Consider the following 14,255-nt stretch of genomic DNA (forward strand, 5'->3'; position numbering starts at 1 on the left):
TCGGACGCCTGAAGGACTGGCGCCGCGTCGCCACCCGCTACGATCGGTGCCCGACCGTCTTCCTCTCCGCCATCGCGCTCGCTGCAACCGTCATCTTCTGGCTGTGATCAACGAGTCCTGACCCTAGGCATCGTAAACCTCCACCAAAGTAATGGCGGCAGATGGCGCGCCTGGACCAATGGACAAGGAGGGTCCGGTCCGGCATTAGCGATGCGATGAAGACACCCAAGGCCGCCAAGAAGCGTGATGCCATCCTGGCTGCGGCAGCACGAGTTGTCGCCGTCAAAGGTTACGCAGAAACGACGCTCGCCGAGATCGGCGAGGCTGCTGGCACGTTCGCCGGCAGCCTCTATTACTATTTCGCCAACAAGGACGCGCTGATCGAGGAGGTCCTGAACATCGGGACGACCTCCGTGTCGCGACCGGTCGAGGAAGCGCTCGACCGGCTGCAGCCCGATGCCCCCGCCTGGCACCGTATCAAATCCGCTCTCGACGCCCATATGCAGCAGATGCTCGTCGGCAACGACTACATCTCGGCCTATTGGAAGATCGTCGACCAGGTGCCCGAAGAAATGCGCGAGCGGCATCGCCAGCATCCCCGCGCCTATGGCAATCTGTGGCGCAATCTGATGCGAGAGGGGCAGGCGGCCGGTATCGTCCGGCCCGAAGTCGATCCGAACCTGGCGCAGCTCTTCCTTCTCGGCGCGACGATCTACGCCCTGGACTGGTATCGCCCGAACGGTACCCTCAGTCCCAGGGATGTGAGCGATCGGCTGGCCGACATGTTCTTCCGCGGGGTCGCCCCGGCCGACGCCGCTCTTGGCCCCCTTCCCACCGATAAGCCCGCGGCCAGGAAACGAAAGACCGCCACGACCGCGCCCGCCAAGCAGGCCCCCGCCGGCCGCAAAGCGCGCACGGCACCATAGAAGGACCGCTATTTTATAACGAGTGTTGCAAAGTAGACGTCCGCCATCTATGCCTGTTCCGTCGCGGCGAGATCGCGACTGGAGAGGTGCGGCCGGCCTGCTGACAAGTATGGCCGGGTCGCCATGACATGAGGCTGGACCCGGTGGCTGTCGACTATTCCCGCTACAATCACATTCGTTCCCAGCGCGCCGGCGCCATCCTGACCCTGACGATGGACCATCCGCCGATGAACGCGGCGGGGTTCGCGCTACACGAGGAACTCAGCCGCATTTTCTACGACGTCGCGCAGGATGATTGCGACGTGGTGGTGCTGACCGGTGCGGGGCGCGCCTTTTCCGCCGGGGGCGACCTCGACGAAATGCTGGGCAATTGCGACCGGCCCGCCCGCATGGCCGAGATGATGGTCCGTGCGCCGCACATCATCAATGCGATGCTCGCGCTGGACGTACCCGTGATCGCCCGGGTCAACGGTCATGCCATGGGACTGGGCGCCACCCTTGCCCTGCTGTGCGACGTCGCCATCATGGTCGACAGCGCGAAGATCGCCGATCCTCACGTGTCGATGGGGCTGTCGCCGGGCGATGGCGGTGCGATGCTGTGGCCGCTGCTGATCGGCTATGCGCGAGCGCGTCACCACCTGCTGACCGGCGATCCATTGACCGGCGCGGAGGCGGCGACGATCGGCCTCATCCACTGCGCGGTGCCGGCGGACGAGTTGGACGGCGCGGTGGACGCCTATGCCCAGCGGCTGGTAAAGGGCGCGACCTTCGCGATCAAGGCGACCAAGCGCTCGATCAACCTGGCCCTGCGGGCGCAGGCGCAGTCATTGGCGGACGCCCATGCCGGAATCGAAACGCTGACCCTCCTTTCCGAGGATCATCGCGAGGCGATCCTGAGCTTCAAGGACAAGCGTCCTGCAACGTTCAAGGGCCGCTGACCATGACCGATCGCACCACGCTCGAGGGCAGGACCGCGCTCGTCACCGGCGCGTCCAGCGGTCTTGGCGCGCATTTCGCCAGGGTGCTGGCGGCGGCCGGCGCCAGTGTCATCCTAGCGGCACGGCGGCGCGATGCGCTTGAGACACTGGCGGCCGCGGTCGGCGACCGGGCGTCGATCGTAGTGCTCGACGTGACCGATCCCGCATCGATCGCGACGGCCACGGCGGACCTGCCCCCGATAGACATCCTGGTGAATAATGCGGGCGTCGTCCGCGATGCGCTGGCGCTCAACCAGAGCGAGGCGGACTGGGATGCGGTAATCGACACCAATCTAAGAGGCGTGTTCCAGGTCGCGCAGGCGGTGGCGCGCAACATGATCGCGCATGGGCGGGGCGGGGCGATCGTCAACATCGCGTCGATCCTCGGCCTGCGGCAAGGCGCGACCGTGCTGCCCTATGCCGTTTCGAAGGCCGGTGTCGTGCAAATGACCAAGGTGCTGGCGCTCGAATGGGCGCGCCACGGCATCCGGGTCAATGCGCTGGCCCCCGGTTATTTCGACACCGACCTGAACCGCGAGTTCTGGTCGACCGACGCCGGCAAGGCGATGCTGAAGCGCATTCCGCAACGGCGGCTCGGCCAGCTGAGCGACCTCGACATGCCGCTCCTGCTGCTCGCAGGGCCGGGATCGGCATACATGACCGGGTCGATACTGGCGGTGGACGGCGGACACCTGGTCAGCACGCTGTAGGAGAAATCATGGTTCAGAAGATCCATGCCGACGCCGCGTCGGCACTCGACGGCCTGCTGTTCGACGGGATGACGATCGTCTCCGGCGGCTTCGGCCTGTGCGGCATTCCCGAAACGCTGATCGATGGCCTGCTCGCGTCCGGCGTTGGCGGCATCACCGCCATCTCGAACAACGCAGGCGTGGACGATTATGGCCTCGGGCTGCTGCTCAGGGCGCGGCGCATCGCCAGGATGATCGCCTCCTATGTCGGCGAGAACAAGGAGTTCGAGCGGCAATATCTGTCGGGCGAACTGGCGCTGGATTTCTGTCCGCAAGGCACCCTGGCCGAGCGCATCCGCGCAGGGGGCGCGGGGATCCCCGGCTTTTACACCAGCACCGGCGTCGGCACGACGATCGCGGAGGGCAAGGAGACGCGGGATTTCGGCGGCCAGACCTATCTACTGGAAACGGGCCTTACCGCCGACCTCGCGATCGTGAAGGCGTGGCGCGGCGATCGGTTCGGCAACCTCGTCTTCCGCAAGGCGGCGCGCAACTTCAATCCCATGGCCGCCACTGCGGGCAAGGTCACCGTGGCCGAGGTGGAGGAATTCGTCGATGCGATCGATCCGGACCATGTGCATACGCCGGGCATTTTCGTGCAGCGCATGATCCTCGCCACGCTGAACGAAAAACGCATCGAGCAGCGCACGCTCGCCGAGGTCGCCTGACATGCCCTGGAACCGCAACCAGATGGCCGCGCGCGCCGCACAGGAATTGCGCGATGGCGATTATGTCAATCTCGGCATCGGCATCCCGACGCTGGTCGCCAACTATATCGCGGACGATATCGACGTGACGCTGCATTCGGAAAACGGGATGCTGGGGCTCGGCCCCTTCCCCACCGCCGCTTGCGTCGACGCCGATATCATCAACGCTGGCAAGCAGACGATCACCGAACTCGCGCGCACCTCCTACGTCTCTTCGGCGGACAGCTTCGCCATGGTGCGCGGCGGGCATATTCACAAATCGATCCTGGGCGCGATGGAGGTGTCGGAGGACGGCGACCTGTCCAATTGGATGGTCCCCGGCAAGATGGTGAAGGGACCCGGCGGGGCCATGGACCTGGTCGCCGGCGTCGGCCGGATCATCGTCCTCATGGATCATGTTGACAAGGCGGGCGGCGCCAAATTTCGCCGCACCAACACCCTGCCCTATACCGGCCGGAACGTGGTCGACATGATCGTCACTGACCTGGCCGTCTTTGCGCGTGCCGACCGGACGCAGCGGTTCCGACTGTTGGAAATCGCCCCCGGCGTCGATGAAGCGGACATCGTCGCGCGCACGGACGCTCGCTTTCTACCGCTGGAGTCATCGAAATGACCGAGAATGCCCGGGCCATCGCGGCACGTGTCGAGGCGTTCGTGCGCCACGCGATCATCCCCCATGAGCACGACCCCCGCTGCGGGGCGCATGGCCCCTCCGAGGAGCTGGTTGCCGAACTGCGCGACAAGGCGCGCGCGGCAGGCGTCCTCACGCCCCATATCTCGGCCGATGGCACGCACCTGTGCCACCGGGAGGTCGCGATCGTGCTGCGCGCCGCCGGTCTGTCGCCGCTCGGCCCGGTCGCGGTGAATGTCGCCGCCCCGGACGAGGGCAATATGTATCTGCTCGGCAAGCGCGCCAGCGCCGCGCAGAAGACCCGCTTCCTCGATCCGTTGATCAGGGGGGAGGCACGATCGGCGTTCTTCATGACCGAACCCGCCGCGGATGGCGGGGCGGGGAGCGATCCGTCGATGCTCATGACGACGGCGGTGGCCGATGGCGACCACTGGATCGTCAACGGGCGCAAGGCCTTCATCACCGGGGCCGCCGGGGCGAAGGTCGGCATCGTCATGGCCAAGGCGGAACAGGGCGCCACGCTCTTCCTCGTCGATCTGCCCGATCCGGCCATCCGCATCGAACGCGTGCTGGACACCATCGACAGCTCGATGCCCGGCGGCCACGCGATCGTCGCCATCGACGAGCTTCGCATCCCCGCTGACCAGATGCTCGGCAATCCCGGCGAAGGCTTTCAACTGGCGCAGGTCCGCCTGGCCCCCGCGCGGCTGACCCACTGCATGCGGTGGCTCGGTGCCTGTACGCGCGCGCAGGAAATCGCAGTCGACTATGCCAATCGGCGGCACGCCTTTGGCAAGTCGCTGATCGACCATGAGGGAGTCGGCTTCATGCTGGCGGAGAATCTCATCGACCTGAAACAGGCCGATCTGATGATCGACTGGTGCGCGGGCGTGCTGGACGACGGGCATCCCGGCACGGCCGAAAGTTCGATGGCCAAGGTCGCGGTGAGCGAGGCGCTGATGCGGATCGCCGACCGGTGCGTGCAGGTGATGGGCGGCACGGGCGTCTCCGGCGACACGGTCGTGGAGCAGGTCTTTCGCGAAGTGCGCGCCTTTCGCATCTATGACGGCCCGACCGAGGTCCATAAATGGAGCCTCGCCAGGAAGGTGAGGCGCGACTGGAAGGCGGTGCAGGCATGAGCGAGGCGCAATTCGCCGGTACCGGCGCGGTGCGCGCGGCGCACCAGTTCGACAAGGACCGCCTCGCCGTCTGGCTGGCCGAGAACGTGCCGGGCTATGCGGGCCCGCTGACCATCGAGCAGTTCAACGGCGGCCAGTCCAATCCCACCTACAAGCTGGTTACGCCGGACCGCGCCTATGTGATGCGGCGCAAGCCACCGGGCGTCCTGCTGAAGGGCGCCCATGCGATCGAGCGGGAGGCGCGAGTCGTCCAGGCGCTGGAGTCGATCGGTTTTCCGGTCGCGCATGTCCATGGGCTCTGTACCGACGATGCCGTGATCGGCACCTGGTTCTATGTGATGGACATGGTCGAAGGCCGTATCTTCTGGGATGCGGCGCTTCCCGACATCGCGCCCGGCGAACGCCACGCCATATTCGATGCGATGAACGCGACCATCGCGGCGCTTCACGGCGTCGAACCGGATGCGATCGGGCTAGGCGACTATGGACGGCCGGGCAATTATTTCGAGCGCCAGATCGCGCGCTGGTCGCGCCAATATGCCGAGGATGTCGAGGCTGGCCGCGATCCCAACATGGATCGTCTGGTCGAATGGCTCGCCGACCACATCCCGGCAACGGACGAGACCCGGATCGTCCACGGCGATTTCCGGATCGACAATGTGATCTTCCATCCCACCGAGCCGCGCGTCCTGGCCGTGCTGGACTGGGAATTGTCCACGCTCGGCCACCCACTCGCCGACTTCGCCTATCACCTCATGATGTACCGGATGCCGCCGCTGACCATACCGGGCCTGGTCGGCGTCGACTTCGCCGCCACCGGCATCCCGGACGAGGCGACCTATGTCGCCGCCTATTGCGCCAGGGCAGGTCGCGCCGACATTCCCGATCTGGACTTCTACCTCGCCTTCAACTTCTTCCGCTTCGCCGCCATCTGTCACGGTATCAAGGGCCGCGCCGCGCGTGGAACGGCCGCATCACCGCAAGCCGCACGTCTGATCGCGGACCTACCCGTCATCGCCCGGCTGGGATGGGAACAGGCGGAGCGGGTCGGGCGCTGACCTCGCCGCCGCGCCCTCACTGCATCGTCGCCGACCCTGATTGCATTAGGCCGGTGATGGGAAAGCCTTCGTCCGGAAACGCCCGGTCGGAGAAGGTAATGGACCGGATATCGCGTTTCGGCGGGGCGCCGAAGAGGCGGCGATACTCCCGATTGAACTGCGTCGCGCTCTCATAGCCGACGCGGTGGGCGGCCAGGCTCGCGTCCAGCTTGTCGTTGATCATGAGCCGCCGCGCCTCGTGCAGCCGCAATTGCTTCTGATATTGAAGCGGGCTCATGGTCGTGAGCGCCCGGAAATGGTGGTGGAAGGTCGATTCGCCCATGCAGGCGATCCGGGCCAGGTCCTGAACGCGCAGGGGCTCGGAAAAATGCTCGCGAATCCATCGAAGCGCGTTCGAGATCCCGCTGGTCGGCGTCCCGACCTGAACCGCCTGGCGCAGGCGCCCGCCGACGGGACTGGCCAGCAGCCGGACCAGGATTTCACGCTGGATTGACCGCGCCAGGAGCGGCGCATCCTGCGGCGTCTCGATCAGGTCGATCAAGTTCATCGTCGCGGTGGCCAACGGGATGGTCACCGGGCCAAGCACCAGGCCGGCATCGTCCGCCACCCCCTCGCGCCTGCTCGCATCCATTTCCGTGATCAGCGAGCGAGCCAGTTCCAGATCGATCTTCTGCATGACGCACATGTAAGGATGGTCTTCGGAGGCCTCCAGCACCTCCATCACGGTGGGAAGATTGATCGCCGTCAGCAGAAAGTGGGACTGGTCATAGGCATATGTCTCTCCGCCGAGGACCACGCGCTTCGTGCCCCGCACCGTGAACGTGAAGGACGGCTCGAAGAAATATGAGTTCGGCCCGACAGGGGCGATCTGCCGGTGGATGGACAGGCCGGATATGCACGTCTCGCTGGCGGTTTTTCGCCCCAGATTGCGGGTGATGACCTGCGCCATGCGGTCGCGAATGGCCTCCAGCAGAGCTCCGTCGACATCCTTGTTTCCCACGCGTTCAGCCATGACCTCGCTTAAACCTCGATGAGCGCGCCGCCCCTATCGCTGCGATCTCCGCCTTCATCCCGTGACATGGTGATGTCGGCAGGTGGATGGTAGAGGAACGGCCACGGCAGGCGCCTATGACGGGTGGCCCCGCGCGCGGCCACCCGTCGGCGTGCCTGGGTCGAGCGATTGATCCGACCCAGGCGGGACGGTGTCAGGCGACCGCGTAGGTCTTGACATTGGAGAAGGCGTCCATGCCGCTCAATCCGAGTTCGCGACCGACGCCGGATGCCTTGGTGCCCCCGAACGGAATCTCGATCGGGGCACCAAGATACTGATTGATCCCGACCATGCCGGTATCAAGCGCCTGCGCGACACGGCGCGCCTCGTCGAGATCCTGCCCATAGACGGTGCCACCAAGGCCATATTTGGTGTCGTTGGCGAGCGCGATGGCGGCATCCGCATCGGACACCCGGAAAATCAGGCCGATGGGGCCGAAGGCTTCCTCATGGTAAAGGCGCATGTCGGGCGTGATCCCGGTCAGGACGGCGGGCTTGAAGAAGGCACCATCACCCTCGATCCGGCCGCCCCGCAGGACCACGGTCGCTCCCTTGTCGATCGCATCCTGATATTGCGCCTGAAGCCCGTCGGCAGCCGCGATGCTCGACAGCGGCCCGAGCGTCGTGTCAGGGTTGAGCGGATCACCGATCGTCTGGCTGGCAAAGACCTCGGTATATTGGCGGATGAAGTCGTCGGCGACCTTCTCGGTGACGATGACGCGCTTCGGCGAAACGCAGACCTGGCCACCCAGCGCAAGGCGACAGACCGCCCCCATCCCCGCGGCCGCGGCAACATCCGCGGAATCGAGGACGATGAAGGCATCCGAGCCGCCGAGTTCGAGCACCACCGGCTTGATGCTGCGCCCAGCCTGCTCGCCGATCACGACACCGGCCCGATCGGAACCGGTCAGCGTCACCGCCCGCACCCGCGGGTCGGCGATGAAGACGGATATCTGTTCGCGAGAGGCGAGCGCCGTCTGATACACTGAAGCGGGGAAGCCCGCCTCGGCAAACAGTTCATCGAGGATGAGCGTCGTGCCCGCGACGATCTCGGCCGGTTTGAGGATCACGCAATTGCCGACCATCAGGTTCGGCGCAATCGCACGAACCGCCTGATAGACCGGGCCATTCCATGGCTCCACGGCGAGAACGACGCCGATCGGCTCGCGTCGGGTATAGACGCGAGAGAAACCGGCGAGGGCGACCTCGGTGTCCGCCAGCAATTTCTCGGCATGGTCGGCATAATAGCGCAGGATCGCCGGGCCGAGCTGGGCTTCGAACTTCGACTGGACCAGCGGCTTGCCCATGTCGATCGTGATCTGCCGGGCGATGCGGTCGAGATTGGCGTCCAGACGATCGGCCAGCGTGCGAAAGAGTTCGACGCGGCGCGCCACTGGCTGGGATCGCCAGGACGAAAATGCCGCGTCTGCGCGCGCGAGCAGCGCATCCGCCTCCTCATCGGAGAGCGTCGCGAAGACCTTCACCAGCTCGCCGGTTGCCGGGTTGACGGTGCGATAGCTGTTCGGCGATGCCCCCGAAGTCGATGGGCTCGCCCCTGTTGCAAGATACTCGGTCATATCGGGCTCCTTTCACATTTCGTGGTTCGTGGTTCGTCATTGCATCGATGGTCGACCTGGCCCCTCGCCACGCCAAAGGCCGCGTCCCACCACGTTCCCCGATCGGGGTCCGCCTCAGAAGCGCGTCACGACCGAGCGAATGCCCTCCCCGTGCTTTAGTTGGTCATAGGCAGCGGGTATTTCGTCTAGGGCGATTTCCTGCGTGACGATTTCATCGAGCAGGAGCCGCCCTTCGACATACATGTCCGCATAATAGGGGATGTCGCGCTTCAAATGGGTCGAACCCATCGAGACCGGCTTGACGGTCTTGTGCTCGAACAGCATCTCCATCGACGTCGGCAAGGTGATCGACGCGCCCGGCTTACCCATGCCCACCAGGATCGTGGTACCCCCGGCGCGCGTCGCCTCGATGGCTTGCTGCTGGGTCGCGGGAAGGCCGATCACCTCGAACGCGAAATCGACGCCGGCCCCGGTGATCGCGCGGATCGCCTCGACCGGATCGGTCGTCCCCGCATTGACGACATGCGTGGCACCGAAGCGCTTCGCCCGTTCGAGCTTGGCGTCGACCAGATCAACCGCGACGATCACGGATGCGCCCGACAGCCGGGCGGCATTGATGGCGTTCAGACCGACGCCGCCGGTGCCGAACACCGCAACGCTGTCCCGTGGCCTCACCTGCGCACTGTTGATGACCGCGCCGGCACCTGTGACCGTACCGCATCCGAGGACCGCCGCCTGCGGGAAGGGAATCGTCTTGTTGACGACGGCAAGCTGGTTTTCATGCACCAGCACCTGTTCGGCGAAGCCGCCGATGCCGACGAACTGGAAGATCGGCCCATCCTGGCCGGACAGCCTTGGCAATGCATCCGGCGCGCGCAACGTCGCACCTGGGTTCGTGCATTCGAACGTCCGCCCGTCAAGGCAGGCGATGCATCGCCCGCAAAACTGGATCAGGCAGGCCACGACATGATCGCCGATGCCGATATCCGTCACCTCGGGACCGACCTGCAGCACGATGCCCGCCACCTCGTGGCCCAGGACGGCCGGGAACGGCAATCCGAAATCCGCCTCCGACACGGTCAGGTCGGTATGGCAGAGTCCCGACGCCTTGACCTCGACCAACACCTCCCGGCCCTTCGGCTGATCGATCGCGATGTCCATGACGGTGAAGCCGCGGCCGGGGCCCATGCAGATTGATGCTTTCACGATATCGTCTCCCAAACGTGCACGATCATGGGATCGGTTGCCGGGACACATCAGCAAAGGGGTCGCCCGACACCGGATCGTCCGTGGTGATCTGGCAAGCGCGACGGACGCATTTTAGCCCGATCTTGTCGAATTATTGCCCGATCCTGTCGCGTGCGGCGGGCATTGCGCGACGGCGCAGGCGCAAGCGCGCGGCCCAACAACCCGCATAGGCTCCGGCCCTTGTGACGCGACGCCCGCAACGCGCCCGATAGGCGGGCGTCAGGCTCAGACGGGGAGGGGGGGGCGGTCGCCCCCTGCTAACCTTCCGACAACCGATCACTCGATGGTTCGCGACCATCATGCGGTGCGCCCTGATCGAGCCAGCTACCCCTGCGGGGTGCCGCGAAGGTGGCGGTACCCCCGCCATCGGCGACGAACTCCGCGCCGGTCGAGAAGCTCGCTTCATCGGAGGCGACGAACAGCACCATCGCGGCGATCTCCTCGGCACGCCCCATGCGTCCCATGGGCAGTTGCAGGTCCAGCGCCTCTTTCATGGCCGCTGCCTTCGCTGGCGTCGCATTGCGGAAGGGGGCGAAGATCGGCGTTTCGACCGCGCCGGGATGCACCGAATTGCAACGGATCGGCACACCGGCAAACGCAAAGTCCGCCGCGATCGCCTTGGTCATCAGGCGCACCGCCGCCTTGCTGGTCGAATAGCCTGGCCCAGGCGAGGCAAGGATGCCCGACACCGACGACATATTGACGATCGACCCGGACGGCCCGCCGCTGTTCCGGCGCATCAGTCGCGCGCCATGCTTGCAGCCGAGCATCACGCCGGTCACGTTCACGGCCATCACATGATTCCAGTCGTCCAGCCGCATATCCTCGATCAACGCCGGCGAGCCGAGGATACCCGCATTGTTCACCAGGATATCGAGGCCCGCCTGCGCCCGCGCGACGCACGCCATCGCGGACTCCCAAGAATGCTCCTGCGTCACGTCAAGCGGGACAAAACCGGCGCCGGTCTCCTGCGCGACGCGATCGCCGCGCACGGCGTTCACGTCGCCGAAAAAGACCCTTGCGCCTTCCCGGACGAACCGTCGCACGATCGCTTCCCCCAGACCAGATGCGCCGCCCGAAACAAAGGCTGTCTTGCCCTGAAGCCTCATGCCTCACACTCCTCCCACATGCCCGATCCGGCGGGTGGCCGCACGATCGATGGTGGCCTGACCGATGCCACGAAACGCACGCACCGGGCCGGTGACGGGCAGCATGGCCAGTTGGCGCGCCGCCGCCGCCGAAAGCGGCGCGTCGGCAAACGCGACGGGATGGAAAAGGAAATCGCCCTGCCCCGTCCAGGCTTGCTCATACGACCAGCGCATGCTGTTCACGAGGGGGTGGTCGACATCGCTTCCGCCACCGGCGGCGGCGATATATTTCCACCCGAAGGTCTGCACGTCCGCTGCCTTGCCGTTGAGCCGTGCGAGGCGGTCCTGGTCGAGCGGCGTCCATCCCGTAGCGCTTCCGACGAGGAGCGGCACGTCATATTCCGCGCAGGTGAAGCGCACCCCGTCGGGACGGTCTTCCAGATCGGAAATGCGGCCCAGAATCTTGGGCAGCCCCATGAACTCGCGACCAGCGATCAGCGCGCCGGGCTGATCGACCCACAACACCAGCGCGAGCGATGCGGCGATTGCCTGTCCGCCACCGTCATGGCGCGCACTGACGCTCACGACCACTTCATTATACGAGCGCCCGCCGAGATAATCGATGTCGTGATAGGCCATGTGCGCAACGGTCAGCGACGGTGCCTCGGGCACGGTAAAGTGCGCCGGGACGAGCCGCTCAACGGCGGTCCGGTCGGTCACCGCGCTCAGCACGAGCGATTCCGCCCGCTTGACCTGTGTCCTGGCGGGAATGCTGGAGGGCCCGAAACTGGCGGGCATATCGTAGCGCCGCGACGGATCAAGCTCGACCGGCATAATCGTCTCTCATCCAGTATACCCCGAGCAGATTTCGTGCTGCGGCGATCCGCCTTGGCGGCCCGCGTCCTGGCCGAACGCCAGCGTCGCCGCAGCCTAGCCTACCCATTATAATCAAACAATGGTTAGATTATAATTCTTAGAATAAATTGCCATGGGCCGGAAACTGCCGGGCGCGGGATCAGGTTCGGATCCCGCGCAAAATGATATCGGCATAGGCCAGCGCTTCACCGGGCGCGCGGGCATCATAGTTGGGAAGAACCCCGTACAGGCCGCAAAACAGGGTCGTGAGGTGACCCACCTGGATTTCGGGTCGCACCACGCCCGCCGCCTTGGCCGTATCGAGCAGTGCGTTGAGGGCGGCCATCGCCTCTTCCAGCGCGAGCCGCGCAGGCGTTCGCGGGGCCGCGGGGTCCATCAACTGGGCGCTCGCCGACAATCCAAGCGTCGGCGTCAGTATCGCCGCGGTCAATGCACCCCAAAGATCGGCGGCGCCTGCCGCGGCGCGATAGTCCGCGGCGGCGACCTTCAACGCCGCGACGGTCAAGATCTCGACCATGCCGTCCCGGGACGCGAAGACGTTGTACACGGTCCCCTTGCTGACGCCTGCCTCGGCGGCGACATCCTCCATCAGGATCGCCTGGCCCTTGCGCGTAAAGACGCGCTCGGCGGCAGCCCGTACCAGCGACTCGTTGCGGATGGCATCGGCCCGACGCGACCTGACCCTGGGTGTCGTGCTCATCGGCACGATATGCCGCCCCGCCATGGCGGTGTCCATGGCGCCCACCCGTGTGCGCACCCGGTCGAGGTCATGTCAGATCCCTGAGCGGCGTGCCGCCATCGGCCAGCCGCGCGCGAGCCGGCGAGGCTCCGGCGGTGACCAGGGCACGACCCTGAACATAGTCGCGGGTCGCATTGACGCAGTCCAGCGCGACGACCTTGCCGCGCCTCAGATACACGACCGAGAAGCTGCGCGTCGCGGGATCGCCGCGCACCACGAAGTCGTCGAAGCCGACCGACAATCCGACCGTCTGCATCTTCAGATCATATTGATTGGACCAGAACCAGGGCACGGCGTGATAAGGGTGTTCGTCCCCGGCGATCATCCGGGCGACGCAGGTCGCCATGTCGTTGGCGTTCCCGACCGATTCCACCCGCAAGACCATGCCATCCGCGAAATCATTGGCGTGCAGCGCGCAATCGCCGACGGCGAATACATCCGCCAGGCTGGTCCGGCAATGGGCGTCCACCGCGACGCCGTTGCCACCGCGTGCGCCAGCCGCGATCAGCGGCGCGACCTCGGGGATCAGGCCGATGCCAACGATCACCATATCCGCGGGAATGATCTCGCCACCTGCAAGGCACACCCCGGTCACGCGATCGTCGCCCATCAGACATTCGACCACTTCGTCCAAGCGCACCACCACCCCGTGCGCCCGATGCTCGGCCTCGTAGAAGCGAGACAGCGTTTCGCCCGCGACACGCGCCAGCACGCGGTCCAGCGCCTCGATGACGGTGACATGCTTGCCGAGCTTGGTCAGCTTCGCGGCAGCCTCCAGCCCGATATACCCGCCGCCGATCACGACGACGCGGTCGGTGGTGGGAAGCTCGGCCGCGAGCCGGTCGACATCGGCGCGGGTGCGGATCGTGTGGACTCGCGCTAGGTCGTGGCCCGCGCAGCTCAACCGGCGCGGCGTCCCTCCGGCCGCCCAGACCAGCCGACCATATCCGATCTCTCCCACCGGCGTGCCGACCCGGTGCGCGGCGGCGTCGATCGCGGTGACCCGCTGGCCGAGCAGCATCATCACCTGCCGTTCGTCCCAGAACGCCGCCGGTCGGATCAACAGGCGATCGAAGCTCTTCTCGCCGCCGAGATATTCTTTTGACAGCGGCGGACGTTCATAGGGAAGCTCGGGCTCTGCACCGACAACCGCAATGCTGCCGGCGAACTTCGCCTGACGCAGCGCGATCGCCGCCTGCGCACCGGCATGGCCCGCGCCGACGATCAGGACGTCATAATGATGCATCACACTCACTCCTTCTTTCCGGGCGGGGCAGGATGCGGGCTCCGTTTCCCATGCGCGCGGTCGGCGTCAGACGCCCGACGCCCGGGCCATACGCTCGACGACCATCGCGATCCCCTGCCCCCCTCCTGTCTGATGTGATGCTGGTATGAAGGTGTTGCGGAAGGGAGCCCGTCCCCCCCGAGGGTCTGGAGCCCGATAGGGAGCAAGGGCCCCTTCCGCGTTGGTCACAACCCTGAACAGTTGC

The 14,255-nt window shown here is 65.8% G+C and carries 14 protein-coding genes and 1 pseudogene; 8 read left to right on the plus strand and 7 right to left on the minus strand.

All coding sequences use genetic code 11. The features are described from left to right. The 8 genes and pseudogenes from RN629_RS17420 to RN629_RS17455 all read left to right on the plus strand — a co-directional run. A pseudogene (locus RN629_RS17420) lies at positions 1–107 on the plus strand (IS5/IS1182 family transposase); the annotation flags it as partial. A 108-nt stretch (positions 108–215) separates the two neighbouring features. Continuing rightward, positions 216–926 carry a TetR/AcrR family transcriptional regulator gene (locus RN629_RS17425; protein ID WP_407036377.1) on the plus strand — a complete coding sequence of 237 codons (711 nt, stop codon included), beginning with the start codon at positions 216–218 and terminating at the stop codon, positions 924–926. Between the two features lie 143 nt (positions 927–1,069). Further along, the gene (locus RN629_RS17430; RefSeq protein ID WP_407036378.1) at positions 1,070–1,864 is read left to right on the plus strand and encodes an enoyl-CoA hydratase/isomerase family protein; all 795 of its coding nucleotides are present in this window, start codon (positions 1,070–1,072) and stop codon (positions 1,862–1,864) included. Positions 1,865–1,866: 2 nt separating this feature from the next. After that, complete coding sequence (locus tag RN629_RS17435) at positions 1,867–2,613, plus strand: SDR family NAD(P)-dependent oxidoreductase (protein WP_407036379.1); 747 nt, start codon at positions 1,867–1,869, stop codon at positions 2,611–2,613. Between the two features lie 8 nt (positions 2,614–2,621). Continuing rightward, positions 2,622–3,320, plus strand: a complete 699-nt coding sequence (locus tag RN629_RS17440) for a CoA transferase subunit A (protein ID WP_407036380.1) — start codon at positions 2,622–2,624, stop codon at positions 3,318–3,320. Between the two features lies 1 nt (position 3,321). Further along, positions 3,322–3,972, plus strand: coding sequence for a 3-oxoacid CoA-transferase subunit B (locus tag RN629_RS17445; protein ID WP_407036381.1), 651 nt, complete (start codon positions 3,322–3,324; stop codon positions 3,970–3,972). After that, complete coding sequence (locus RN629_RS17450; protein ID WP_407036382.1) at positions 3,969–5,129, plus strand: acyl-CoA dehydrogenase family protein; 1,161 nt, start codon at positions 3,969–3,971, stop codon at positions 5,127–5,129. Before RN629_RS17445 ends, RN629_RS17450 begins: the two co-directional genes overlap by 4 nt. Next, the gene (locus tag RN629_RS17455) at positions 5,126–6,187 is read left to right on the plus strand and encodes a phosphotransferase (RefSeq protein WP_407036383.1); all 1,062 of its coding nucleotides are present in this window, start codon (positions 5,126–5,128) and stop codon (positions 6,185–6,187) included. The genes RN629_RS17450 and RN629_RS17455 overlap by 4 nt, the downstream gene beginning before the upstream one ends. 16 nt (positions 6,188–6,203) lie before the next feature. On the opposite strand, the gene RN629_RS17460 is transcribed toward RN629_RS17455, so the two are convergent. The 7 genes from RN629_RS17460 to RN629_RS17490 form a co-directional block, all read right to left on the minus strand. Then, the gene (locus RN629_RS17460; protein ID WP_407036384.1) at positions 6,204–7,199 is read right to left on the minus strand and encodes an AraC family transcriptional regulator; all 996 of its coding nucleotides are present in this window, start codon (positions 7,197–7,199) and stop codon (positions 6,204–6,206) included. 193 nt (positions 7,200–7,392) lie between these two features. Further along, complete coding sequence (locus RN629_RS17465; protein ID WP_407036385.1) at positions 7,393–8,814, minus strand: aldehyde dehydrogenase family protein; 1,422 nt, start codon at positions 8,812–8,814, stop codon at positions 7,393–7,395. A 114-nt stretch (positions 8,815–8,928) separates the two neighbouring features. Then, positions 8,929–10,002: a zinc-binding dehydrogenase gene (locus RN629_RS17470; protein WP_407036386.1), complete on the minus strand. Its 1,074-nt coding sequence runs from the start codon at positions 10,000–10,002 to the stop codon at positions 8,929–8,931. A 317-nt stretch (positions 10,003–10,319) separates the two neighbouring features. Next, a complete protein-coding gene (locus tag RN629_RS17475) occupies positions 10,320–11,171 on the minus strand; it encodes an SDR family oxidoreductase (protein ID WP_407036387.1) in 852 nt (283 codons plus the stop codon). Positions 11,172–11,174: 3 nt separating this feature from the next. Then, on the minus strand, positions 11,175–11,984 hold the full coding sequence (locus tag RN629_RS17480; RefSeq protein WP_407036388.1) for an acetoacetate decarboxylase family protein: 810 nt from the start codon (positions 11,982–11,984) through the stop codon (positions 11,175–11,177). A gap of 181 nt (positions 11,985–12,165) precedes the next feature. After that, positions 12,166–12,762, minus strand: coding sequence for a TetR/AcrR family transcriptional regulator (locus RN629_RS17485; RefSeq protein WP_407036389.1), 597 nt, complete (start codon positions 12,760–12,762; stop codon positions 12,166–12,168). Between the two features lie 31 nt (positions 12,763–12,793). Further along, on the minus strand, positions 12,794–14,011 hold the full coding sequence (locus RN629_RS17490; protein WP_407036390.1) for an NAD(P)/FAD-dependent oxidoreductase: 1,218 nt from the start codon (positions 14,009–14,011) through the stop codon (positions 12,794–12,796). Positions 14,012–14,255 lie beyond the last annotated feature (244 nt).

Origin of the sequence: Facivitalis istanbulensis, from assembly GCF_040560405.1 — a bacterium.
In the GTDB taxonomy this organism is placed as follows: Bacteria; Pseudomonadota; Alphaproteobacteria; order Sphingomonadales; family Sphingomonadaceae; genus Sphingomonas; species Sphingomonas istanbulensis.